Source organism: Mesorhizobium sp. Root157 (assembly GCF_001427385.1).
Lineage (GTDB): Bacteria > Pseudomonadota > Alphaproteobacteria > Rhizobiales > Rhizobiaceae > Mesorhizobium.
Genome location: NZ_LMGJ01000012.1, coordinates 396098 through 419461, shown reverse-complemented (window position 1 = coordinate 419461; position 23364 = coordinate 396098). Strand labels below are relative to the sequence as shown.

Annotated in this window: 21 protein-coding genes and 1 tRNA gene; 6 read left to right on the top strand and 16 right to left on the bottom strand. The window is 62.4% G+C overall.

Translation table 11 applies throughout. From position 1 onward, the window contains the following. Nucleotides 1-338: 338 nt before the first annotated feature. Nucleotides 339-3014: a pyruvate, phosphate dikinase gene (gene ppdK, locus ASD64_RS10010; RefSeq protein ID WP_056104402.1), complete on the bottom strand. Its 2676-nt coding sequence runs from the start codon at nucleotides 3012-3014 to the stop codon at nucleotides 339-341. 293 nt (nucleotides 3015-3307) lie between these two features. Here ppdK and ASD64_RS10005 point away from each other — a divergent pair, with 293 nt between their 5' ends. From ASD64_RS10005 to nadC, 6 genes are all read left to right on the top strand, one after another. Continuing rightward, on the top strand, nucleotides 3308-3652 hold the full coding sequence (locus ASD64_RS10005; RefSeq protein ID WP_056105029.1) for a VOC family protein: 345 nt from the start codon (nucleotides 3308-3310) through the stop codon (nucleotides 3650-3652). Nucleotides 3653-3761: 109 nt separating this feature from the next. Further along, nucleotides 3762-3836: transfer RNA gene (locus ASD64_RS10000), tRNA-Gln, on the top strand. 311 nt (nucleotides 3837-4147) lie between these two features. Then, nucleotides 4148-5092, top strand: a complete 945-nt coding sequence (locus ASD64_RS09995; RefSeq protein ID WP_056104399.1) for an NUDIX hydrolase — start codon at nucleotides 4148-4150, stop codon at nucleotides 5090-5092. Between the two features lie 63 nt (nucleotides 5093-5155). Continuing rightward, the gene (gene nadA / locus ASD64_RS09990; protein ID WP_056104396.1) at nucleotides 5156-6133 is read left to right on the top strand and encodes a quinolinate synthase NadA; all 978 of its coding nucleotides are present in this window, start codon (nucleotides 5156-5158) and stop codon (nucleotides 6131-6133) included. Next, on the top strand, nucleotides 6130-7674 hold the full coding sequence (locus ASD64_RS09985) for an L-aspartate oxidase (RefSeq protein WP_056104393.1): 1545 nt from the start codon (nucleotides 6130-6132) through the stop codon (nucleotides 7672-7674). The genes nadA and ASD64_RS09985 overlap by 4 nt, the downstream gene beginning before the upstream one ends. 3 nt (nucleotides 7675-7677) lie before the next feature. Next, on the top strand, nucleotides 7678-8538 hold the full coding sequence (nadC, locus tag ASD64_RS09980) for a carboxylating nicotinate-nucleotide diphosphorylase (RefSeq protein ID WP_056104392.1): 861 nt from the start codon (nucleotides 7678-7680) through the stop codon (nucleotides 8536-8538). Nucleotides 8539-8619: 81 nt separating this feature from the next. Here the strand turns inward: nadC and ASD64_RS09975 are convergent, their stop codons facing one another. The 15 genes from ASD64_RS09975 to ASD64_RS09905 form a co-directional block, all read right to left on the bottom strand. After that, the gene (locus ASD64_RS09975; RefSeq protein WP_082549936.1) at nucleotides 8620-8940 is read right to left on the bottom strand and encodes a DoxX family protein; all 321 of its coding nucleotides are present in this window, start codon (nucleotides 8938-8940) and stop codon (nucleotides 8620-8622) included. A 43-nt stretch (nucleotides 8941-8983) separates the two neighbouring features. Beyond that, nucleotides 8984-10381 (bottom strand): amidohydrolase family protein, encoded by a 1398-nt coding sequence (locus ASD64_RS09970; protein ID WP_056104386.1) that lies wholly within the window; start codon nucleotides 10379-10381, stop codon nucleotides 8984-8986. A 112-nt stretch (nucleotides 10382-10493) separates the two neighbouring features. After that, nucleotides 10494-11516, bottom strand: a complete 1023-nt coding sequence (locus ASD64_RS09965; protein ID WP_082549935.1) for an ABC transporter substrate-binding protein — start codon at nucleotides 11514-11516, stop codon at nucleotides 10494-10496. Between the two features lie 96 nt (nucleotides 11517-11612). Further along, complete coding sequence (locus ASD64_RS09960) at nucleotides 11613-12470, bottom strand: ABC transporter permease (protein ID WP_056104380.1); 858 nt, start codon at nucleotides 12468-12470, stop codon at nucleotides 11613-11615. 37 nt (nucleotides 12471-12507) lie between these two features. Then, the gene (locus ASD64_RS09955; protein ID WP_056104376.1) at nucleotides 12508-13296 is read right to left on the bottom strand and encodes an ABC transporter ATP-binding protein; all 789 of its coding nucleotides are present in this window, start codon (nucleotides 13294-13296) and stop codon (nucleotides 12508-12510) included. Nucleotides 13297-13538: 242 nt separating this feature from the next. Then, the gene (locus tag ASD64_RS09950) at nucleotides 13539-13904 is read right to left on the bottom strand and encodes a hypothetical protein (protein WP_056104373.1); all 366 of its coding nucleotides are present in this window, start codon (nucleotides 13902-13904) and stop codon (nucleotides 13539-13541) included. Beyond that, nucleotides 13901-14764, bottom strand: coding sequence for an extradiol ring-cleavage dioxygenase (locus tag ASD64_RS09945; protein WP_056104370.1), 864 nt, complete (start codon nucleotides 14762-14764; stop codon nucleotides 13901-13903). The genes ASD64_RS09950 and ASD64_RS09945 overlap by 4 nt, the downstream gene beginning before the upstream one ends. A 34-nt stretch (nucleotides 14765-14798) precedes the next feature. Further along, on the bottom strand, nucleotides 14799-15989 hold the full coding sequence (locus tag ASD64_RS09940) for a CaiB/BaiF CoA transferase family protein (protein ID WP_056104368.1): 1191 nt from the start codon (nucleotides 15987-15989) through the stop codon (nucleotides 14799-14801). Nucleotides 15990-16007: 18 nt separating this feature from the next. Continuing rightward, on the bottom strand, nucleotides 16008-16820 hold the full coding sequence (locus ASD64_RS09935; RefSeq protein WP_056104365.1) for a citryl-CoA lyase: 813 nt from the start codon (nucleotides 16818-16820) through the stop codon (nucleotides 16008-16010). A gap of 40 nt (nucleotides 16821-16860) precedes the next feature. Beyond that, entirely contained in the window at nucleotides 16861-17439 is a 579-nt protein-coding gene (locus ASD64_RS09930; protein ID WP_056104363.1) for an NADPH-dependent FMN reductase, read from the bottom strand. A 219-nt stretch (nucleotides 17440-17658) separates the two neighbouring features. Next, nucleotides 17659-18459 carry an IclR family transcriptional regulator C-terminal domain-containing protein gene (locus ASD64_RS09925; RefSeq protein WP_056104361.1) on the bottom strand — a complete coding sequence of 267 codons (801 nt, stop codon included), beginning with the start codon at nucleotides 18457-18459 and terminating at the stop codon, nucleotides 17659-17661. Nucleotides 18460-18687: 228 nt separating this feature from the next. Continuing rightward, entirely contained in the window at nucleotides 18688-20202 is a 1515-nt protein-coding gene (locus ASD64_RS09920) for a malonate--CoA ligase (RefSeq protein WP_056104358.1), read from the bottom strand. After that, nucleotides 20183-21526 carry a malonyl-CoA decarboxylase gene (locus ASD64_RS09915; protein WP_200957821.1) on the bottom strand — a complete coding sequence of 448 codons (1344 nt, stop codon included), beginning with the start codon at nucleotides 21524-21526 and terminating at the stop codon, nucleotides 20183-20185. Before ASD64_RS09915 ends, ASD64_RS09920 begins: the two co-directional genes overlap by 20 nt. After that, nucleotides 21523-22839 (bottom strand): TRAP transporter large permease, encoded by a 1317-nt coding sequence (locus ASD64_RS09910; RefSeq protein ID WP_056104353.1) that lies wholly within the window; start codon nucleotides 22837-22839, stop codon nucleotides 21523-21525. Before ASD64_RS09910 ends, ASD64_RS09915 begins: the two co-directional genes overlap by 4 nt. Further along, nucleotides 22836-23363, bottom strand: a complete 528-nt coding sequence (locus tag ASD64_RS09905) for a TRAP transporter small permease (protein ID WP_056105027.1) — start codon at nucleotides 23361-23363, stop codon at nucleotides 22836-22838. Before ASD64_RS09905 ends, ASD64_RS09910 begins: the two co-directional genes overlap by 4 nt. Nucleotide 23364: the final 1 nt, after the last annotated feature.

Sequence of the window (23364 nt, the reverse complement as noted above, 5' to 3'; positions counted from 1 at the left end):
CTTGGGGGCTCATCACCCAGCCGCACACCGTCATGCGACCAATCCGGCACCGACGCTTCCCCTCGATACCCGGTGCGCACCGAGTTTCCCGCAGAAGCGATGCGAAGGATTATGGGAGAGGTGGAGAGGGGGTGGATAAGGTGGTGAGAGGTTTCTGCGAGAGATGAGCAGGATCAACGGGTTGATAGGAGAGATGGGTGGCAGGTGGGTGGATCCATCCCCATTCTGTACCGCTGGCACACCGCCGCAAGGTCACGGAATAGATCCCGGACATTGCCTTCTCGCTCCGCCCGAAAGCGAATTCCGGGATGACGACGGTGAGAGATTGGCCGAAGCTCTTATGCCTTGCTTGCCGCCGCCTTGACTGCCGCCTGCGCCGCCGCCAGTTTGGCGATCGGCACGCGGAACGGCGAGCATGACACGTAGTCCAGCCCGACGGTCTCGCAGAAATGGATCGAGGCCGGATCGCCACCATGCTCGCCGCAGATGCCGAGCTTGATGCCGGGGCGCGCCGCCCTGCCCTTATCAGCCGCAAGCTGCACCATCTCGCCGACGCCATCGATGTCGATCGACACGAACGGGTCCTGGTCGATGATGCCCTTCTGCCGGTAAATTTCCAGGAACGTGGCGGCATCGTCCCGCGAAATGCCAAAGGTGGTCTGCGTCAGGTCGTTGGTGCCGAAGGAGAAGAATTCCGCCGACTCGGCAATGACATGGGCGCGGATCGCAGCCCTCGGCAACTCGATCATGGTACCGACAAGATACTCGATCTTGACGCCGGTCTCTTCCATCACGCTTTGGGCAACCGCATCGATGCGCGCCTTGACGTAATCGAGTTCCTTCTTGAGGCTGACCAGCGGCACCATGATTTCCGGAACGACAAGGCGACCCGCCTTGCGGCCGGCTTCCACTGCCGCTTCGAAAATGGCGCGCGCCTGCATTTCGGCGATTTCGGGATAGGACACGGCCAAGCGGCAGCCGCGATGGCCGAGCATCGGGTTGAATTCGTGCAAGGCTTCCGTGCGCTGGCGCAGCTTGTCCGCCGGCACCTGCATGGCTTCGGCAACCTCGGCGATCTCTTCTTCCGTCTTGGGAAGGAACTCGTGCAGCGGCGGATCGAGCAGGCGGATGGTGACCGGCAGGCCGGCCATGATCTCGAACAGTTCGAGGAAGTCCGAGCGCTGCATGGGCAGGAGCTTGGCAAGTGCGGCGCGCCGGCCCTTTTCGGTATCGGCAAGGATCATTTCGCGCATCGATAGGATGCGGTCGCCGTCGAAGAACATGTGTTCGGTGCGGCAAAGACCGATACCTTCCGCGCCGAAGGAACGCGCCATGCGCGCATCGGCCGGCGTTTCGGCGTTGGTGCGCACCTTCATGCGGCGCGCGCCGTCGGCCCACTCCATGATGGCGGCGAAGTCGCCCGACAATTCCGGCTGCAGCATCGGCACGGCGCCCTTCAAGACCTGGCCGGAGCCGCCGTCGATGGTGACGATGTCGCCCTTGCGGAAAGTCTGGCCCATCGCGATCAGCGTGCCGTTCTTGTGATCGACGCGCAGCGAGCCGACACCGGACACGCAGGGCTTGCCCATGCCGCGCGCAACGACGGCGGCGTGGCTGGTCATGCCGCCACGCGTCGTCAGGATGCCTTGCGCTGCGTGCATGCCGTGGATGTCCTCGGGGCTGGTCTCGACACGCACGAGGATGACCTTGCGCCCCACCGACTTCATTTCCTCCGCTTCGTCGGAGGTGAAGACGATCTCGCCCGTCGCAGCGCCCGGCGATGCCGGCAGGCCGATGCCGATCACGTCGCGCGCGGCCTTGGGATCGATGGTCGGATGAAGCAATTGGTCGAGCGATGCCGGATCGATGCGCCCGACCGCCTCTGCCTCGGTAATCAGCCCCTCGTTGGCCATGTCGACGGCGACCTTGAGCGCCGCCTTGGCAGTGCGCTTGCCGGACCGCGTCTGCAGCATCCACAGCTTGCCGCGCTCGATGGTGAATTCGAGATCCTGCATGTCGCGATAGTGGTTTTCCAGCCGCTCGGAAATCTCGACGAACGCCTCGAAAGCTTCCGGCATCAGCTTTTCAAGCGAGGGCTTGTCGGAGCCGGCGGCGATACGCGCCTTCTCGGTGATGTTCTGCGGCGTGCGGATGCCGGCCACGACATCTTCGCCCTGGGCGTTGACCAGGAATTCGCCGTAAAGAGCCTTTTCGCCGGTCGACGGGTTGCGGGTGAAGGCAACGCCGGTGGCCGACGTGTCGCCCATGTTGCCGAACACCATCGCCTGCACATTGACCGCCGTGCCCCAGCTCTCCGGGATATCGTGCAAGCGGCGGTAGGTGATGGCGCGCGCGTTCATCCAGCTGGAAAAGACCGCGCCGATGGCGCCCCACAATTGCTCGCGCGGGTCTTGCGGGAACGGCCTTTCCAGTTCCTCTTCGACCTTGGCCTTGTAGAGCGCGATGACGTCCTGCCATTCGGCTGCCGTCAGTTCCGTATCAAGCTCATGGCCGAGGCTTGCCTTGCGGTCCTCGAGGATTTCCTCGAAGACCTCGTGGTCGAGATCCAGCACCACGTTGGAATACATCTGGATGAAGCGGCGATAGCTGTCATAGGCGAACCGCGCGTCACCGGCGTCGGCGGCCAATGCCTCGACGGTCTCGTCATTGAGGCCGAGATTGAGCACCGTGTCCATCATGCCCGGCATGGAGGCGCGCGCGCCGGAACGGACCGAGACCAACAGCAGCTTTTCGGGATCGCCGAAACGGCGGCCGGTGATGCGGCCGATGTGATCGAGCGCACTGTCGATCTCGGCTTCCAGCGTTTGGGGATAGGAACGCCCGTTGGCGTAATACCAGTTGCACATCTGCGAGGTGATGGTGAAGCCGGGCGGCACCGGCAGGCCAAGGCTGCACATCTCGGCCAGATTGGCGCCCTTGCCGCCGAGCAGCGGCTTGTCGCCGGCCCGGCCTTCGGCCGCTCCGTCACCAAAGGTGTACACCCACTTCGTCATGACTGGTCCCCAGCTAACGGAGATTGACAAGGCCCCGGACGGGGCTGGCTGCGGGAGCGATATGATGCCGGCACAGGAAACGCAAGCGTTGCAATGACGCACAAAGGCCTACAATCGATTAGAGCCGGAAGGAAAATGCCCATCTCGAGTTTCCTGCGGATTTCGACGCACAAACAATGGGATAGCTCCGTTCCGGAGAGTACGGGGCACGCTCCTCTCACGGCGGGGCGTGGCGTGCACTTGCCAATCTCCAGCGCTCGATATAGAACATAATGAGAACAAAGGAACACGAAATGCGACAGACGGGGAAACTCGACTATCTTGAAATGGCGGCCACCGGCGGCACGCTGGACAGCGTCAAGGCCTTCTACAGCGCGGCGTTCTCGTGGTCGTTCACCGACTACGGACCCAGCTATTCGGCCTTCAGCGAGGGGCTGGACGGCGGCTTCCACACGGATGCGGCGGAAGGGCCGGCAAAGCCGCTGCCGGTCCTCTACAGCGAGAACCTGGAGGAAACGCTGGCCGCCGTGGAAAACGCAGGCGGCCGGATCGTCAAGCCGATCTTTTCGTTTCCAGGCGGACGCCGTTTCCACTTTACGGATCCGGCCGGCAATGAGCTTGCGGTGTGGGGCGAATAGGCGGCTTTGCCGTGCTGCAAAAACCGGCGACGGACATGGCTGCACCGGATTGTGCTTTTTGTCGTCTCTGACTATAAGGCCGCTCAATTCGACTCGCAGCGTCGACTTTTGGGGCGTCGCCAAGCGGTAAGGCATCGGTTTTTGGTACCGACATTCCCAGGTTCGAATCCTGGCGCCCCAGCCAACCTATTTCCCTATATTTTCAAGTACTTATTAAGTTCGGGAAAATACCAAGTGTTACAATCGGGCGGGCGCCCCCCATGGGCATCGGCGCGCGCCCTCATATGGGTACTGCGTCGAGCCAAGGCGCTTGTGTATCCGGCTTGCAAAAAGCGGTTGCGCGAACAGCATTTGGACGGATTGGTGCAGACGCGAAGGGGCTCGCTTTGAACCGTTGGCGGCCAGCAGGTTGCAGTTCGCTCAACTTGCCCCCTTCGATTCAACTCTATACTCAAAATTCAATCTATCCCGAACGCGAGACAAGACCGCCGAGAAATGCAGCCCGCAAAAACCAACCGGAGCCAGACCGTCAGCGCAGACCTGATCGCGGTCGTGATCGCTGTGACCAATGGTGAGCCACGCGTGCTGACAATCGCGCAGGCGACGGCATTGCCGTCCGGCCCTTTTGAGCTCGGCCATCGTTCCTTGCAGTCAGGGCTGAGAACATGGGTCGAGCAACAGACCCATCATTCGCTCGGCTATATCGAGCAACTCTACACTTTCGCCGACCGCGACCGGGTCGGCGACGAGCGTATGCAGCGGGTAATCTCCATCAGCTATCTCGGCCTGACGCGAGAAGAACAGCCGGAACATTCGCAAACCCATAGCTGGCAAAGCTGGTATGACTATTTTCCATGGGAAGATCACCGCGCCGGCGTGCCGCCCGTCGTATCCGATACCCTCATGCCCCGTCTGCGGACCTGGGCTGACGAGGCTGACGATGCCGATACGCGCCATGACCGCTGGCAGCGTTCGGCCATCGCCTTCGGTCTGGACGATCGCGACTGGAACGAGGAACTTGCCCTGCAGCGATACGAACTTCTCCATGAAGCCGCATTGGTGGCTGAAGCCGTGCGTGGTTGGGATGCCGGCACCGCGCTGTCGGTTCCCGGCCGGCCGATGATCGCCGATCACCGTCGCATTCTCGCAACGGGGATCGCCAGACTTCGGACCAAGATCAAATACCGCCCAGTCGTATTCGAATTGATGCCGCCGACATTCACATTGCTGCAACTGCAACGGACCGTGGAAGCGCTGGCCGGCAGGCTCGTGCACAAGCAGAATTTTCGGCGTCTCATCGAGCAGCAGGACCTGATCGAGGAGACCGGCGAGACGATGTCCGATACAGGAGGCCGGCCGGCCAAGCTCGTCCGCTTCCGTCAGGCGGTGCTGGCGGAAGAAACTGTCATTGGAACAAAATTGCCGCTTTCGCGCGCTTGACAAGCCTTATGCTCAATATAAGTATATGCACGAGTTGTACTCACTCGGAGCATAATACGGCAAATGACCCTCAATGCCTCAGCAAGCATGACCGCGCTCTACGGCCGAGTACGACAGGTCATTCCGCCGATCGAATGGCCGGCATTCACCGACGACATAGAAGCGATCCTCGACCTTAAGCAGCAGCGAAACGCCGTCATCCTGGCGCACAATTATCAGACGCCGGAGATCTTCCACTGCGTCGCCGATATCGTCGGCGACAGTCTGGCACTCGCCCGCAAGGCCATGACGGTCGAAGCCGATGTCATCGTTCTCGCCGGCGTGCATTTCATGGCGGAGACGGCGAAGCTGCTCAATCCGGGAAAGACGGTTCTCATTCCCGACACGGAGGCCGGCTGCTCGCTCGCCGACTCCATCACCCCCGCAGACGTCCGCCTCCTGCGGCAACGCTACCCCGGAATCCCGATCGTCACATACGTCAATACGTCCGCCGCCGTGAAGGCCGAGTCCGACATCTGCTGCACATCGGGCAATGCGAAGGCCGTTGTTGAAGGGCTCGGCGTACCGCAGGTGATCATGCTGCCGGACGAATACCTGGCCCAGAACATCGCCACCCAGACCACCGTGAAGATCATCGCCTGGAAGGGCCATTGCGAAGTGCATGAGCGCTTCTCGCCCGCCGACATCCGCCAGTTGCGCGAAGACCATCCGGGCATAACGGTGCTCGCTCATCCCGAATGTCCGCCAGCGGTTGTCGCGGAGGCCGATTTCTCAGGCTCCACGGCCGCCATGTCCGACTATGTCGGGAGACAAAAGTCGGCGCGGGTTATGCTGATGACGGAGTGCTCCATGAGTGACAATGTCGCCGTGGAACATCCCGAGGTCGAGTTCATCCGTCCCTGCAATTTGTGTCCGCACATGAAGCGGATCACGCTTGCCAATATTCGTGCAGCTCTCGAACTGAACCGGCACGTCGTGACCATCGATCCCGAAATCGCCGCCCGGGCGCGGCTTTCCGTCGAGCGAATGCTCGCAGTATGAATGCCGACCTCCACGTTGGCGATGGCCGACCAGTCATCATCGGCGGTGGCATAGCCGGTCTGATGACCGCGCTTCATTTGGCGCCGGAGCCGGTGCTTCTCCTTTCAAAATCGCCGTTGGGCGCGGAAGCGTCAAGCGCATTGGCACAGGGCGGCCTTGCCGCAAGTCTTGGCGCCGACGACAATCCCAGGCTCCATCTCGCCGATACGCTCGCTGCCGGCGACGGCCTCTGTGACGTCCATGTCGCAAGCAGTGTCGCGCATGCGGCCCCGGCCGCGATCGAAGCACTGGCCCGTTTCGGTGTTCGCTTCGATCGCGATCAAGACGGCGTGCCACTGCTTGGCCTGGAGGCTGCCCATTCGCGACGCCGCATCATCCATGCCGGTGGTGACGCGGCGGGCCGGGAAACCATGCGGGCACTTGTCGCCGCCGTTCGCAGCACACCCACCATCACGGTTGTCGAAAACACCGAGGCGAGGCAGCTTGTCGTGGACGATGGCGCTATCGCAGGCGTGCTTGCCGAAGGCCCCAAAGGTCCGATCCTGTTTGCCACGCAGCGTGTCGTCATCGCCACTGGCGGCATTGGCGGCCTGTTCGTCGATACGACAAATCCCCTTGGCTGCTTTGGCCAAGGGCTGGCGCTGGCCGCCCGTGCCGGGGCCGAACTGGCAGATATGGAATTCATCCAGTTTCACCCAACGGCTTTCGACGGGCCATCCCGGCCGATGCATCTCGTCAGCGAGGCAGTCCGTGGCGAGGGCGCGGTGCTGATCGACGAGGCGGGTCGACATTTTCTGAAGCATGTAGCGGGGGCTGACCTTGCACCGCGCGATATTGTTGCGCGCAGGGTCTGGGAACATCTTGCCGGGGGCCACAGCGTCTATCTCGACGCACGCCAGAAACCGGGCCTTGAATTCGCTTCGCGCTTTCCGGTGATCCATTCCTTCTGCAAGATTGCCGGCATCGACCCGGCGAACGATCCCATTCCGATCCGTCCCGCCGCCCACTACCACATGGGCGGCGTTGCGGTGGATCAGGCCGGACGAAGTACCGTTGCAGGACTATGGGTTTGCGGTGAGGCGGCCTGTACCGGATTGCACGGCGCCAATCGGCTCGCCAGCAATTCGCTGACCGAAGCGGCGGTTTTTGCCAGATGGGTGGCGGACAGCGTAGCCGGCACAGCAGTCCGGCGCCGCCGCCAGCCTGTCGCCGTGAGCATGCCACCACGACCTGATCCCACCTCGATAGGCCCCATTGTGTCGCGCGCCTTGGGTGTGCTGCGCAACGGCGAAGCGCTGAAGGCAGCCGCAACCGTTTTGCGCCCGCTCGCCACGGGCAATGATCCGGTGTCCGATCCTGCAGCAATAGGCTTGACGATCGCAATCGCGGCCTTGCTGCGCGAGGAAAGTCGCGGCGCTCACTTCAGGACTGATTTCCCACAGAAAGCAGTTGTTGCGCTGCGCTCACGCCTGCGTTTGGATCAAGCGCTCGATACGGCGGACGAACTGGCTTTCGAAACCCCGCTTGCCCGGAGCGCCTGAACAATGACCGTTGCGTCACTTCCCGCCATCCTATTCGAGCCTCAGGTTCGGTCGGCACTTCTGGAAGACCTCGGCCGCGCCGGTGACCTCACGGCCAACGCCATCGTCCCAGTCAATCATCAGGCGACCATGGTGCTTGCCAGCCGTCAGGCCGGGGTCATTGCCGGCCTTGATCTGGCGGCACTTGCCTTCCGCCTGATCGACCCAGCCATTCAGATGAACATAGAACAACCTGACGGCAGCATAGTCCAGGCGGGGCAGATCATCGCGACGGCAAGCGGACCGGCCCGGGGCTTGCTGACGGCAGAGCGAACCGCGCTCAATTTTCTCTGCCATCTGAGCGGCGTGGCCACGGCCACCGCTTCGGTGGTCGAGGCGGTAAAGGCGCACAAAGCGAAAATCGTCTGCACCCGCAAGACGACGCCCGGCCTTCGAGCGCTCGAAAAATACGCCGTGCGGGCCGGCGGCGGCTCGAACCACCGGTTCGGCCTCGATGACGCGGTGCTGATCAAGGACAATCACATCGCAATTGCCGGAGGTGTGCGTCCGGCCATCGAACGGGCGCGTGATGGTGTGGGCCACCTGGTCAAGATCGAAGTCGAGGTCGACACGCTGGCCCAGCTCGAAGAAGCCTTGGACCTCGGCATCGACGCGGTCCTGCTCGACAACATGTCGTTGGAGGAACTCGGCAAGGCCGTGGCGATGGCTGCGGGGCGAGCAGTCACAGAGGCATCCGGAAGGATCACCCCGGTGACGGCACCCGCAATTGCCGCGACAGGCGTCGATCTCATCTCGATCGGCTGGCTGACCCACAGCGCACCCATCCTCGATATCGGCCTGGATTTCAGCCAGACGGATGCATAGTGGAGACCTATCTCTTTGTTTGATCTCGGATTTTCCGAAAACCGGATTCCACTTTCCGGTCCGATGCTTTAGCAGAACCGCTCATGCGAGCAGGCCCACACACAGTGCTCCCATGAGCAACGGGAACTGCATGCGCAGCCATTCCCGTGTCTTCGCCAGGGAGAAGATCACGGCTGCGAGGATCGCGAGTGACAGGATGGCGCCGTAGGCGCGCGTACCCGCCGCCGCCAGCAAGACGGCGGCGGCAAATTCCATGCAGGCGACGGCGAAACGCAGCCATGACGGATAACTCCATTTCTCGAACTCTTCTCGCACGAATTCCGGACCGGCCAGATTGAGTCCGGCCGAACCCGCAAAGATCATGGCAAGGGACCACATGACGATCTGTTCGAGACTAGTCATCGATCTCTCCGGTTATCATTGACGCCGAGCATGCCGGCGCAGATCAGCAAGCGGTAGCGCGAAATACGGCGTTCCCGGCGCAGCCGGGGCATTGAGGCCCGAGAATCCCGCCGGCGGCGGTGCGGATGCGCAGGGCAGAGCGCTTGGCGCCGTCGATGATCGCGGCGACGTCCTGATCGACCAGCAGACCGCCGCGTTTCAGGATACGGCCATCGACCATCACCGTATCGACATTGGCCGGCATCGCCGCCATGACGACCGTCGTCTCGATATTGCCGAGCGGGGCGGTGTTCAAATCGTTGGTGCGGATCAGGATGATGTCGGCCTGCTTGCCGGGGGTCAGTGAACCCGTCACGTCGCCGAGACCCAACGCTTTCGCGCCGTTGATGGTCGCCGTCTCGATGATTTCATGCAGGCCGACGGGCGGGATATGCGCGGTGTCGGTGCCCTGCCACGGCACGCCCATGTTCCAGGTTACGCGCATGTTCTCCAGCATGTTGGGCGGCACCAGCGAGGTGGCGTCGGATGAGAGCGAGATGGTGATCCCGGCTTCGCGCATCTTCATCAGTGCGCGGCGGGCATCGCCGGTGTCGCCGAGGCGCAATTCCGAGAGGGTGGAGAAGCTCAGCGGCGTGCCGGTGCGCGCCATCGCCTCGCGGTCGCTCTGCCTGGCGGTGACGTAATGGCAGAACAGAAAGTTCGGCCCGAGGAAGCCACGCCGCTCGTAGTCGGCCGCGTCGTCGCTGTTGGGTTCGGCCTGGCTGGCATGGATCGCCACCGGCAGCCCGAGCTTCAGCATCATCTCCATCTCTTCGTAGAAGACCTCGACGTTGCTCTGGATGGCTCCGCGCAGGTTGACGCCGAGATGGACCAATCCCTGCAGGCGCGAAGGGTCGGCGAACCACTCGTCCTGCACGCGCGGCAGGTCCTCGTAGCGGTTGACTTGGTCCACCGGCAGCTTGTCGATATGCCCCATGGCGTAGCGTGCCCTGAGGCCGGAATTGCGATGAGCCCGCAGTTCCGCGTCGACATGGGCGGGCGAGCGGTTGTTGTGCGACCAGTTGTGGACCGTCGTCACGCCCGAATTGGCGAGTTCGGCGAGGCCGAGCCGCACGCTGTTGTGAAAATCCTCGGCATCGTAGAGCGCCGCCGTCGCGCCCTTGGCCTGAAAGTACTCGTAGCCGCCGTCGGACACGAAGTTGCGGCCGATGGTGCTCCACATATGGTAGTGCGAATCGATCAGGCCCGGCATGACGATCATGTCGGTGGCGTCGATGACCTCGAGGCCCTCGGCCTCGATCCCGTCGGCGATCGTCTCGATGCGGCCATCGCGGACCAGCACGTCGGCGCGGGGCAAGGTTCCGATGGCGCGGTCAACCGTGATAACGGCGCCGCCGCGGATGAGGTAGCTGCCCTTTGCCTGCTGGATGATATTCGACATCGATCGATCCTTATGAATGAATGCCCGCGCTTGGTCGCCGCGGGTGGAAATGCACGGTCGGGAGCCGAAGCTGCCCGACCGTGCCAAACGGCTGGCGCCGTGGCCTGGGAGCCTACTTCAGGTAATCGTTCGTGACGGCTTTGCTGACATCGATGTCGGTCGAAATCAAACCGTTCTCTAACATGAACTTCTCCTGCTTCTCCCAGACGCCGGTATCCTGCCAGCCGATACCGTTGGATTGCGTTTCTGCACTTACTGAGATTCTGGCGATTTCCTTGAGGGAAACCACGCCTTCCTCCTTGCTTATGGAGGGCACTTTCTTGATGACGCCGTCGGCCGCTTCGGCAGGATTGGCGATCATCCATTCCACACCCTTGCGCCAGGCGCGCAGGAAGGCGCGGTAGAGGTCGGGGTTCTTCTTCAGCGCCTCTTCCTCGCCCACCAGGCCGAACGTGTAGAAGCGCGGCACGCCGTAGTCGGTGAAGGTGAAATAAGTGTAGGTCGACGTGTCGTCGGCCGGCTTTTTTATCTGGACGTTGTAGATGGGCGGCTCGTCCCAGCTGATCGCATCACCCAGCGCGTCGATGCGCTTGGAGAGCAGCAGCGGCATCTGGGTGAAGCCGACGGTCACGATATTGACCTTGGAAAGGTCGGCGCCGGCGGTCTTGAGGCTATGCTCGAGCATGACCTTGTTGAACGGAATGCCGGTCACCCCGACATTCTTACCCTCCAGGTCCTTCAGGCTTTTCACGCCGGTCTCGACCGGGACCAGCACACCCGTCGTGCCCGTCTGGTGGTTCGCGCCGATGGAAACCACCGGCAGGTCCTTGCTGCGCGCGGTGATGACGTCGGTCGAGTGGGCGGTGGCAAGCTCAGCCCCGCCCGATGCGACGAGTTTCAGGCCGTCCGCCGGCGAATTGGGCGAAATCAGCTCGATTTCCAATCCTTCGTCGGCGAAGAAATTACGGTCCATCGCATTGATGACGGCGGCGTCCCAGATGCCCGGGTTCGCGATCAGCGCATATCTGAACTTGGTCAGATCGGCGGATAGCGCGGAGCTGGAAAGCGCCAATGTAGAGGTCATTGCGACCACGGCAGCGCAGACGAGAGGCTTCATTCGATGCAGGACGGTCATGATGTCTTTCCCCTGAAATTGGACGCTTAAGCGTCGTTGTTATGTTTTTCTGTGGTTCCTCCGCCCGGCACGAAGAAGGCTCCGGGCGGAGAATTGTCAGTAGGAGCGGAGAGCCGCCCCATCGGGCCTGCTGCCCGAGCGCAAGCCGCGCAACCAGGCAAGACTGGGTCGTGCGTGAATCCAGGGCATGCTCAACCGCTCGACGAGACCGACCAGCCCGAACAGGGCCATGCCGGAAATGCCGAGCACGGTCAGTGAGGCGAACACCCTGGTGGTGTTCAGTTGCGCCGTATCCTGCGCGATCAGATAGCCGATGCCCTGGCTGGCGCCGACCCATTCGCTGATGGTCGCGCCGATCACGGCGAGCGTGGTGGCGACCTTGAGGCCGGCGAATATGTTCGGCAGCGCCACAGGCAGCCGGAGCTTGAAGAATATCTGCGAGGGCGTCGCATTCAGCGAGCGGAAGAAGTCGATGAACTGCGGTTCGAGGCTGCGCAACCCGGTGACCGTGCTGATGGTCAGCGGGAAGAAGGCCACCAGCGCGGTGATGATGATGCGCGGCAAGCTGTTGTAGCCGAACCAGATGACCAGCACCGGCGCCATGGTGATGACCGGCACCGTCTGCGAGGCGATGATGAGCGGCAGCACGCCACGGCGGAACGCCGAGGAATAGAGGATCAGGATGCTGAGCACGGCTGCGACCGCCACGGCCAGCCCATAGCCGGCAAGCGTCTCGATCAGGGTCGCCTTCAGCTGCGGCAGGATGATCGTCGGTCCGCTGGCGACCAGTTCCTTGATGATCGCGGTCGGCGCAGGCAGGACGTATGACTTGATGGCCAGCAGGTGGACCGCCGCCTCCCAAACGACAAGCAGGGCAAACATGATGGCGAGCGGCAGGGCCGCGTCGCCGATGCGCGAGATGCCGGATGGCAGGCGTTTTCCTTGAACACTCATTGCATTGCCTTCTCGTGGGTCTGCTTGCGGCCTGTGGTCAGTGCAGTGCGTCGGACGCGCCCTTGTCGCCCCGAAGGAGACCTAGGACCTGTCGCTTGTGGTGGGCGAATTCGGGCGTCATCGTCACGTCGCTGGTGCGGTCATAGGCCAGATCGATCGGCACGATGCCGGCAAAGCGCATCGGCCGCGGCGTGGCGACGTAGACGCGATCCGACAGATAGACGGCTTCGTCCGGATCGTGGGTGATGAGGATCATCGTCTGCTGGAATTCGCGCTGGATGCCGAGCAGCCATTCGTGCATCGTCGCCCTTGTCAGCGCATCGAGCGCCCCGAAAGGTTCGTCGAGGAGCACGACGGAACGGTCGCACAGGACCGTGCGCAGCAGCGCCGCGCGTTGCCGCATGCCGCCCGACAGCGCGGAGGGATAGGCGTTCTCGTAGCCTTCCAGTCCGAACCGGCGCAGCAAGGCGAGCGCGCGGTTGCGGGCCTCGACCATCGGCCGTCCGGCCAGTTCCGGTCCCAGCACGACATTCTCGAGCACGGTTCGCCACGGCAAAAGCAGGTCGCGCTGCATCATGTAGGCGACATGGCCGGGCTTGCCGACGATCTCCTTGCCGTCGAGCGCAACCTCGCCGGAGCCCGGCGACAAGAGACCGGCAATGACGTTGAACAGGGTCGATTTCCCGCAGCCGCTCGGGCCGATGATCGAAACGAATTCGTTGCGGTTCAGCGACAGGTCGATGCCGTCGAGCGTCGGCACGATGCCACGATCGGGCGTGGCGTAACCGCAATAGAGGCCGGAAATCTGAAGTCTGGCGCCATCCATCGATCTCTTACCTTTCTCGCTGGCAAAAGAGGAGGCGCGCCGGGGCGATGGCGCGCAAGGCGCTTCGCCACAGATTACAATCTCCTCCCATTGTACTCATCGTAGCATTCTCATTTTTTCGGTCAACGAATATATTTTCGCTAAACGTCCATTTTGTGGTTTTTCGGTTTTATCGGGCATTCGGTTCCTGTCCGGTTTTTGCGCCAGCACCCCTATCCGAGGCGGAGCCCATGATGCGAAAACTACTCACCGACCGGCGGATAGTCGCGCCCCTCCCAATGTGCGAGGCGCTTGGCGAAATCCTTCTGGAACGAAAGCGGCCCGGACCTTGCCGTCCATTCCTCGTCGTAGATGGCGATGAAGATCGTCAGCGACAGGAAGAAATGCGCGCCCATCTCGAACAGGGCGGCCACGTCGTGATTGACGAGAGCTTCGCGCTCGGCATCGGTAAAGCTGTTGACCGTCGAGAACTCGACGCTGTTCAACTGCGGCCCGATCGACTGCTCCCATGTGGCGAGCAGCGACTTCGGGTTTTCCTTGTAGCGGCGCAGCAGGTCGGGGTCGCGGTCGACCGTAAAGAGGAACTTGTTGACGTAATACCTGCTCATCGCGCCGCTCCTTCTTCCGGATACCAGGTGAGATAGGCTTCCATCGTGTGAAAAAGGCTGAGGCAGTCGCTATAGGCGGCGGGAATGGGCCCGGCGATGCCCATCATCAGGATCAGATCCATGAAGCCATGCGTGGCATTGCCGCTTTTGGCCATGCTCTCATGGGTGACATTGGCGAGGATGGCGTCGATGTTGCCGGTGGACAGCCATTCGATCGCCTGACGGTCGAATTCCGGGTCCGGACCGGTCTCCCTGAACTGGCGTGGTCCGCCCAGTTCCAGCGACAGGTGGCCGCTGCCGATGGCGGCGATGCGCTTGTCGGAGGGAAATTCGTCGATGATTTCGCGGATCGCGCGGCCAAGATCCCAGAAGCGTTTCGGCGAGGGCAGCGGCGGCGCGAAGATGTTGGTATAGATCGGCACCACCGGCAGGTCGGCCTGGGGGCGCGTCGTGATGATCGGGCAGATGATGGAATGGTCGAGCTTCAGCTCGTTGGAGAAGGCGAAGTCGAAACCACGATCCAGCAGCCCCTTGTGCATGAAGCGCGACAGTTCCTCATGGCCTTCCAGCACATATTTCGGAATGCCGAACTCGCGCTCCTCATTGTAGAAGGTGGCGTCGTAGCGCGGTGCTTTGCCGATCAGGAACTGCGGGTAGTTGTCGAGGAAGAACTGGTGGAAATGGTCGGCCCCGACCATCACCAATATCTCCGGCTCCGCCTTGGTCAGCGTTTCGCGATAGGCCTCGACCTTGCGCTTCCACTCGGCCGCCTGCGGAATCTGCTGCTCGACGGGCGCCGTCGTAGCCTTGAGATAGAACGGATGGTGCGTGGTTGCGAGCACCGCTGTCAGTCTTGCCATAAATCCTCCTCCCGAGGGCTGGCGGCCCAGGCTTCTATGCCGGTTGGGCCGCGGGCACCGTGTCTGCTTCCCGTAGCGGCCAGGCTGCTGGCGCACGCGCCAATGCTGCCCGTATCGCCGCGCCATGCTGGTCGATCAAGGGAGCGGCAGTCACCTCGCTGGCGCGCTCGCCGTCGAATGAATGAGCCGGCCGTACCGAATGCTGCGCGCCCTCGATCCGGCCCGCCACGGGCACGATCACGCCCATGTGCCTGGCCTGCGGATCGTCGATCACGTCGGCAATCGAATTGATCGGCGCGAAGGGCACGTCGAAAGCGGAGAAGCGCTCGTTCCATTCGCTCCGGTTGCGGGTGGCGAAGATCGCATTGAGCGCCGCGTTCAGGGCGTCGTAATTGTCGATGCGGGAAAGCCGCGTGGAAAAGCGAGGATCGTCGTTCAGGTGCTGCGCCCCGACCGCTTCCACCAAGGCATCCCAGAACTTGTCGATGGACGACAAATGGAAGGCGAACAGCTTCTTGTCCTTGCAGCGCATGATGTAGGCTTGGGCAAGGCGCGGTCGATCGGTGCCGCTCGGTTCCTCGCCGAGCGCGAAATAGCCCATGAACGGCTCGACGGCAAAGTGCATCATGGCTTCCAGCATGGATATGTCGATCCGCTTGCCCTTGCCCGTTCTCGCCTGCTGCAGGAGAGCAGCCGAAATGCCGAGCGAGGCATAAAGACCGGTGATGGCATCGGCAAGGGCCGGCCCGATAAAACGCGGCTGCTGCGGATCGATGGCTACGCTCAGGAAACCGCTGACCGCCTGCGCGACGGAATCATAGACCGGCCGTTGCGCATAGGGTCCGTCCGGCCCGAAGCCGCTGATCGAGCAATAGACCAGCCTTGGATTGATCTTGATCAGCGTTTCGAAATCCGCGCCGAACCGCGCCGCCACGCCCGGACGGAAATTCTGGATATAGACATCCGACTGGGCGATCAGCGCATAGAAGACGTCGCGGTCCGCCAGATTCTTCAGGTCGAGCCCGATGGCGCGCTTGTTGCGGTTGTAGGCCTGGAAGTGGGCGCTGTAGAAACCGGTCTTGAAGCTGCGATAGGGATCGCCCTTGCCCTTGGCTTCGATCTTGATGACATCCGCCCCGAGGTCGGCCAGCATCATCGCGGCACACGGCCCGGTGATGAAGGTGCCTTGTTCGACAATGCGGATTCCGTCCAATACCCGTGTCATGATTTGCCTTGTCTCTTGTCAGTTTTCGTCCGGAACGAAGCCCACTGGTGCCAATCCGTCATAGGCGATGACCTCGGCCGCGCCGCGCGACAGGATGAAGCCGATCGAGCGCGTCTGCTCCTCCATCAAGTGCGCGACGAGGCTTGCGGTGCGGGCCAGAAGAGGAACCCCCTTCAACGCCTTGAGCGGGAAGCCGGCATCAAGCAGCACGCAGGGAATGGCCCCCGACACATTCATCATCAAAGGCTTGCCGACGATCTCGGCCACACAGCGCTCGACCGCCTCCACCGCCTGCGCATAGCGGCCAGCCGTGCCCAGCTTTTCGCCGATAGCGACCAGCTTTTCCGCACGCGGATCCCTGCCCTTGTGCAGCGGATGGCCGAAGCCGGGAATGGCGCGCCTTTCGGCACGGTAGCGGCGAACGACGGTGACTGCCGCCGCATCGATTCCAGTCTGCGAGGCTTCCTGCTCATCGACGATTTCCTGGAGCAGCACACCCGCCGATTCCGACGCGCCCAGTATGACCGAACCGCAGCCGAGCAGGCCAGCGGCCACGGCCCCTTGCAGGGCTTCGGGTGCCGCCGCCAGCGTCATGCGGGCGGCTTGCACGCTCGGCACCATGCCGTGTTCGGCGATCGCCACCAGCGTCGCATCGAGCACGCGCCGCTGCACATCGCTCGGCATGGAGCCGGTGACGAGCAACCACATATGCTCCGTGAACGAAATGGAGCCGATCAAATCCTCGACCAGATCGTGCCCCCGCACGATGATGGTCTCGGGGTTCGAGGTACAAATGGACTGGAAGGGAGCGTCCTGCTTACCGATTTTCATTGGCCTGTTCTTTCAGGGCGTAGTTCTGGAATCATGGGTGTCAGGCTTGTGCCGGTTCGGCAGCCTTGGCGTGATGGCGGATCCATCGATGGAATTTCTGCATGTAGCCGAGCAGGAAAGCCTTAGTGGTGGCGTCGGTGATTTCACCGTCCGGCGTGATCAGGCCGGGCGTGAGGGTGAGATAAACCTCCGGCTGACCCATGGTCGGCATGTCGAGGTAGCCCAGGATCGCGCGCAGATGCTGCTGCGCCGCGACTGTGCCCAGCCGCCCGGCAGATGCGCCGGCAATCGCCACCGGCTTGCCTGTCCAGGCATTGGCGCCGGCCGGCCGCGACAGCCAATCCAAGGCGTTCTTGAGCAACGCGGTAATCGAACGGTTGTGCTCCGGGGTGACGATGAGCACGCCGTCCACGGCGTCGATTTCCGTCCATAGCCTTCTTACCTGCGGCGGCAAGCCGGCTGCGAGCACATCCTGGTCGAACAGCGGCAGATCGTCGATCAGGGGCACGGCGAAGGAAAGGTCCTCACTCGCGAGGCGCATCATCGCAGCCGCGAGGCTCCGGTTCAGCGAACCAGGCCTGGCACTGCCCACCAGCACGGCGATGCGCAACGTCCTCATGGCCAATCATCCTCCCTGCCCGTGCCGGCCGCGCTTTCCGCTCGATCTTCTCGACACGTTTATTTCGTTAGGCGAATTTAATTTCGGAATATGACTATAACAACGACGACCTGTCAAGCCCCGCCAAGAGACTTTTGCGAAACCGCAAGCGTGGCGGTTCAGGCCCGCAGGGAACCGGAGGTCCGCGAAGGTTCACCGCGATGAAAGGCGATAAGAAAATCAGTGAGGAAGGAGAGAGTGCAGCAAAGCCGGATAGCGCATCAGGAGACTGGAAACGCGCGACGCGGCCACCTGCATTTCAGCCAGCCGGTCCCTCAGCAGGTCTTCCGGCTTCAATCTCGGGGAATAGCCCGACGTATTGATGGCGGCGACGACGCGCCCTGTGCCGTCCTTGACCGGCACCGCCAGCGCGGTGATGCCATAGTCGAGCTGGTCCACCGTGATCGAATAGCCCTTGGCGCGCACATCGGAGAGCATCGCTCGCAGCGCCTTGGGATCGGTGACCGTCACATCCGTGAGCGGACGCAACTCGACGCCGTCGAAATAGGCTTCGATCTCTTCCTCCGGCAGATAGGCCAGCAGCACCCGTCCCATCGACGTCGCATAGGCCGGATAGGTCACACCGACGCTTGCCATGCGCCGCGCTGCACGGGCTTCCGACAGATGCGCGATATAGAGCACGTTCGGCCCGTCGAGCACGCCGACATTGGCCGCGTCGCCGAACAATTCGGTGATGCGGAACAATTCGGGCATGATGGTTTCATCGACCCGCATCGCCTTGAGATAGGCCGAGCCCAGCGTCAGGATCCGGGGTGCCAGCAGGAAATGCTTGTTGTTGCGCCGCACGAAGCCCAGCGCCTCAAGCGTGTGCAGATTGCGCCGCACGGTGGCCGGCGCCATGTCGACCTTGCGCGCCAGTTCCGTCAGCGTCATTTCCGGGTTCTGATCATCGAAAGCCTCGATGACCGCAAGCCCACGCGCCAGCGCTTCCACATATTCGGCGTTCTTGTCTTCAGCCATTGGTGATCCAACATCTTGAAGCTACAGCAAGGAACACAATCGGGTCCCGGATTCCTGCTGCAGGACACTGCGACTGCAACATGACCGATTGAACAATAATTCGTCTAGCGAATGCAAGCTTTCAGGCCCGCCGCCCGATTGAAAGCCCCGGTGTCATGTCCGGGTGTCGCCCGTTTGGCAATGCGATTTTTTGATAAGGCGTGCAAGTCCAGCCCGGAGGGATCTTCCCTACCCTTGGAAGGTGCCGACGAAGAGGTCGCGCAAGGCTTTTTTCTGGACCTTGCCCATGGCGTTGCGCGGCAGTTCGTCGACCGCGAAGATGCGCTTCGGCTGCTTGAACCGCGCGATCTTGCCCCGGATGCCGTCGAGGATCGTCTGCTCGTCGAGGGTGGAGCCTTTCTTCGGGACGACAACGGCAACGACACCTTCGCCGAAATCCGGATGCGGCACGCCGATTACTGCCGATTCCAGCACGCCTTCCTGCTCGTCGAGCAGGAGTTCGACTTCCTTCGGATAGATGTTGTAGCCGCCCGAAATGATCAGATCCTTGGCACGGCCGACGATCTGGACGTAGCCGTCCTTGTCGATCGTCACCACGTCGCCGGTGATGAAGAAGCCGTCCTCACGAAATTCCTCCCTGGTCTTCTCCGGCATCCGCCAATAGCCCTTGAAGACGTTCGGACCGCGCACTTCGAGCACGCCGATCTCGCCGCCCGGAACGATTTCACGCGTTTCGGGATCGACGACGCGGATCTCGACATCCGGCAGCGCAAAGCCGACCGTGCCGGCGCGCCGCTCGCCGTCATAGGGGTTCGATGTCGTCATGTTGGTTTCTGTCATGCCGTAGCGTTCGAGGATGCGGTGCCCCGTCCGCTTCTCGAAGGCGACATGCGTTTCGGCAAGCAACGGCGCGCTGCCCGAGGTGAACAGGCGCATGTGGGAGGTGAGTTGTCTGGTGAAGCGCGGGTCGTCGAGCAGGCGCGTATAAAAGGTCGGCACGCCCATCATCGAGGTCGCCTTCGGCAGCCATTCGATCATCTCGTCGATCTGGAAGGACGGCAGGAAGATCATCGAGCCTTGGGCCAGCAGGATGACGTTGCAGGCGACGAAAAGGCCATGCGTGTGGAAGATCGGCAGGGCATGCAGCAGCACGTCGTTTTCGTCGAAGCGCCACGCTTCTACCAGCGAGCGGGCGTTGGAAAGCAGATTGCGGTGCGTCAGCATCGCGCCTTTCGAACGCCCCGTGGTGCCTGACGTGTAGAGAAACGCCGCCAGATCGTCTTCGCCGCGCGGGACGGTTTCGAAGCGTTCGTCGCGCGCCGCCGCTTCGTCCGCCAGCGTTCCCTTGCCGTCGCCGTCGAGCGTCAAAAGCAGCGCACCTGCCTTTTTTGCTATCGGCGTCAACGCCTCGCGTGCCGCTTCGTCGCAGACGACAAGGCCGGGTTCGGCATTGCCGACGAAATATTCCACCTCGGTCGGCGTATAGGCCGTGTTGAGTGGAAGGAATATGGCGCCGGCCTGGATGCATGCCGCGTAGAGGGCCAGGGCCTGCGGGCTTTTCTTCACCTGCACCGCGACGCGGTCGCCGGGCTTGACGCCGTGGTCCCGCAGCACGTGAGCGATGCGGGCGGAGAGCTTGAGAAACGCGTCGTAAGAGACGACCGCGCCGTCTTTCAGATAAAGGAAAGGTTTGGGGTTGCCCTGATGGGGCGCCAACAGCGCATCATAGAGCACGTTGGGCATTTTCCGTTCTCCGTGAATTCCGCTCGGGCCGTTCGGGGCCAAGCATTGATCTTATCGCCCGCGTCGCGACCACCTCACCCTTGTGCGCGAACAGTTCGTGGTTGGCTTCTACCGTCTTGAGGTCGTAGCGGTAATTGACCATGACGCCGCAGGACTGGGCGAGTGCCTTTTGCGACAGGTCGGCGAACGGGTGGATGGCCTCCAGGCTTGCACCGTTGCCGAAATGGAACCGTGCGACGGGGTCGAGCGGCAGACCGTCCTTGCGCTTCGCCCTGACCAGATATTCGGCAGCCAGCGTGGACAGGACCTGGCCGTGGGCCTGAAGGTCGTCGAACGACTGCGCCTCGGTCAGCCGCGAAAGCAGCTTGCGGCGGTCATCATCGCCAGCCGACTGCGCCTCGTCGCGCATCCACCTGGTCAGGCCGGGGACTGGAGAGAGCGTCACGAACGTCTTCAGATTCGGCAGCGACAGCATCAGGTCGGTCGCGACCTGCTTGATGAGGAAATTGCCGAATGAAATGCCGGCCAGCCCGCGCTGGCAGTTCGAGATCGAATAGAAGACGGCCGTGGTGGCCTCCGTCTCGCCGATCGGCTGCCTCTCATCCGAGAGCAGCGTTTCGATCGAGCCGGGAATGGTATCGGTCAGGGCCACTTCGACGAAGATCAGCGGTTCGTCCGGCATCGCCGGATGGAAGAAAGCGAAACAGTGACGGTCCGCCGGCTGCAGCCGGCGGCGCAGATCGTCCCAGTCGTTGATCGCGTGAACGGCTTCGTAGGCGATGATCTTTTCGAGGATGTTGGCTGGGGTTGCCCAGTCGATCCGCCTCAGCACCAAAAAGCCGCGGTTGAACCACGACGCGAAAAGATGCCGGAAATCGATATCGGCCCGACGAAAGGAGGGATCGGCCTTCAGCGCGGCAAGCAGGTCCTCGCGCATCTTGACCAGCCTTCCCGTGGCGCCCGGCAATCGGTTCAGCCGTCGCAGCAGTTCCTGTCTCGGCGGTTCCGATTCCTCGACAAGGCGGGCGAGTATGTCTGCGTCGCGGGTTGCCTTGTAGGCCGTGGCGGCCGCAATGATGGCATCGGCATCGATGTCGTGGTCTTCGACCAGCAGCCGGAAGAACTCCGACCTCTCCTTTGGCGAGGATTTCTCGTAACGATCGAGGATGGCCGTGGCGATGGACGAGCCGGATGCCTCGCCCTGTTCCGAGATGAGCGCGGCGCACAGTTCCTTCATGGAGCGGCGATCGTTGCTGGGCGTGCGCGGCGCGGCCCGCTCGAAGATGGTCGCGAGAAGATCCTGGAGGAAGCTGGTCCTGCTCACGTGCCGGGCCCCATCAGATAGGTAGGCAGCCATGTGGCGATCTCGGGGAAGAAACACAGAATGAGGATCTGCAGCATCATGCACACGACGAAGGGCAGCGTTCCCCAGATGATCTTGGTCAACGGCACGTCGGGCGCGATGGAGTTCACGATATAGATGTTGAGGCCCACGGGCGGGTGGATGAGGCCGATCTCCATGTTGATGGTGATGATGACGCCGAACCAGATCGGATCGAAGCCCGCCGCCGTGATGATCGGTAGCAGGATCGGCGCCGTCATCAGGATCACCGCGGCCGGCGGAATGAAGAAGCCGCAGACGAGCAGGAAGATGTTGATGAGGAACATCAGCACCCAGCGGTTGACGTCCATGTCGGCGATCGCCTGGGCCAGCGTCTGGGTCAGGTAGAGCGAGGTCAGCATGTATCCGAAGAGTACCGCCGCGGCGATGATCATCAGGATCATGACCGATTCCCGCGTCGTGTCGCGCAGGATCTGCCACCAGCTCGTCGGCCGCCACATCTTGTAGATCACCACGGCCAGAAGCACGCAGAGCGCAGCACCGACCCCGGCTGCCTCCGACGGCGTCGCGACGCCGCCATAGAGGACGTACATCACGCCGATGACGATCGCCAGGAACGGCGCCACCTTGGGAATGGCTTCGAATTTCTGCTTCCAGCTGTAGCGGAAGTCGGCGGCATAGGCGTGGAAGCCGCGCTTCCAGAGCAGGAAGATGGTCCAGAGAATGAACAGGCTGGTCAGCATGAGCCCGGGCAGGACGCCGGCGAGAAACAGCCGGCCGATCGAGGTCTCGGTCGCTATGCCGTAGAGGATGAAGGTTATGGACGGTGGAATCAGGATGCCGAGCGTTCCGCCGGCGCAGATCGAGCCTGTCGCCACGTCGTCGGGATAGCCGCGACGGCGCATTTCGGGAATGCCCATGCGGCCGATGGCGGCGCAGGTTGCCGGTGAAGAGCCGGTCAGCGCCGCAAAAAGCGCGCAGGCGCCCAGGTTGGAGATGACCAGACCGCCCGGCAATCGGTAGAGCCAGCGGTCGAGCGCCTCATAAAGATCGCGGCCGGCCGGCGAGGAACCGATGGCTGCCCCCATCATCACGAACATCGGAATGGAGACGAGCGTGAAGTCGTTGAGGCCGCCGTAGAAGGTTTCGGCCGCGACGTTGAGCGCGTCGAACCCTTCGAAGATGGCGATGAAGACCAGCGCTATGGCACCGAGGCCAAAGGCCACGGGAGCGCCTGACAACAGCACGAGCAGCGTTACGACCAGGACGATGCCACCTTCGATCGCCGGGTTCATGCCGATTCTCCCTTATGTTCGACTTCTATGCCGAATGGCAGGTCGCGTCCGACGGCGAGACAGTAGACGTCGACGATGTACTGGAGCGTGAGCACGGCAAAGCCGAGCGGCATCGCCGCGAAAGGAATCCACAGGCGGACACGCCACATGGTGTCCGACACCCAACTGCCCGACCACGATTCGTACCAGTAGTGCCAGGCCAGCCAGGTCATGACGAACGAGAAGCACAGCGACATCACCGCCGACAGCATCGCCAGGCGAAACCGCGCGGCCTGACCGAGATAGTGGGGCAGGATGTCGACGTTGACGTGGCCACGCGTCAAAAGCACGTAGGGGCTGCCGAGGAACGTCGCCGCGACGATGCTGTAGGTGGTGAAATCGGTCTGCCAGATCGTGTTCGACCCGAGTACGAAGCGTGCGAAGACCATCTGGCACACGACGACCACGCCGGCCGAGATGAGCCCAGCGGCGACGAACCCGCACAACGTCGACATTTGCCTGACCGTTCGGATGAATCCGTCCATC

Coding starts and splice junctions, on each gene's coding strand:
- ppdK (WP_056104402.1), bottom strand. CDS start 3,014: ATGACGAAGTGGGTGTACACCTTTGGTGACGGAGCGGCCGAAGGCCGG.
- ASD64_RS10005 (WP_056105029.1), top strand. CDS start 3,308: ATGCGACAGACGGGGAAACTCGACTATCTTGAAATGGCGGCCACCGGC.
- ASD64_RS09995 (WP_056104399.1), top strand. CDS start 4,148: ATGCAGCCCGCAAAAACCAACCGGAGCCAGACCGTCAGCGCAGACCTG.
- nadA (WP_056104396.1), top strand. CDS start 5,156: ATGACCCTCAATGCCTCAGCAAGCATGACCGCGCTCTACGGCCGAGTA.
- ASD64_RS09985 (WP_056104393.1), top strand. CDS start 6,130: ATGAATGCCGACCTCCACGTTGGCGATGGCCGACCAGTCATCATCGGC.
- nadC (WP_056104392.1), top strand. CDS start 7,678: ATGACCGTTGCGTCACTTCCCGCCATCCTATTCGAGCCTCAGGTTCGG.
- ASD64_RS09975 (WP_082549936.1), bottom strand. CDS start 8,940: ATGACTAGTCTCGAACAGATCGTCATGTGGTCCCTTGCCATGATCTTT.
- ASD64_RS09970 (WP_056104386.1), bottom strand. CDS start 10,381: ATGTCGAATATCATCCAGCAGGCAAAGGGCAGCTACCTCATCCGCGGC.
- ASD64_RS09965 (WP_082549935.1), bottom strand. CDS start 11,516: ATGACCGTCCTGCATCGAATGAAGCCTCTCGTCTGCGCTGCCGTGGTC.
- ASD64_RS09960 (WP_056104380.1), bottom strand. CDS start 12,470: ATGAGTGTTCAAGGAAAACGCCTGCCATCCGGCATCTCGCGCATCGGC.
- ASD64_RS09955 (WP_056104376.1), bottom strand. CDS start 13,296: ATGGATGGCGCCAGACTTCAGATTTCCGGCCTCTATTGCGGTTACGCC.
- ASD64_RS09950 (WP_056104373.1), bottom strand. CDS start 13,904: ATGAGCAGGTATTACGTCAACAAGTTCCTCTTTACGGTCGACCGCGAC.
- ASD64_RS09945 (WP_056104370.1), bottom strand. CDS start 14,764: ATGGCAAGACTGACAGCGGTGCTCGCAACCACGCACCATCCGTTCTAT.
- ASD64_RS09940 (WP_056104368.1), bottom strand. CDS start 15,989: ATGACACGGGTATTGGACGGAATCCGCATTGTCGAACAAGGCACCTTC.
- ASD64_RS09935 (WP_056104365.1), bottom strand. CDS start 16,820: ATGAAAATCGGTAAGCAGGACGCTCCCTTCCAGTCCATTTGTACCTCG.
- ASD64_RS09930 (WP_056104363.1), bottom strand. CDS start 17,439: ATGAGGACGTTGCGCATCGCCGTGCTGGTGGGCAGTGCCAGGCCTGGT.
- ASD64_RS09925 (WP_056104361.1), bottom strand. CDS start 18,459: ATGGCTGAAGACAAGAACGCCGAATATGTGGAAGCGCTGGCGCGTGGG.
- ASD64_RS09920 (WP_056104358.1), bottom strand. CDS start 20,202: ATGCCCAACGTGCTCTATGATGCGCTGTTGGCGCCCCATCAGGGCAAC.
- ASD64_RS09910 (WP_056104353.1), bottom strand. CDS start 22,839: ATGAACCCGGCGATCGAAGGTGGCATCGTCCTGGTCGTAACGCTGCTC.
- ASD64_RS09905 (WP_056105027.1), bottom strand. CDS start 23,363: ATGGACGGATTCATCCGAACGGTCAGGCAAATGTCGACGTTGTGCGGG.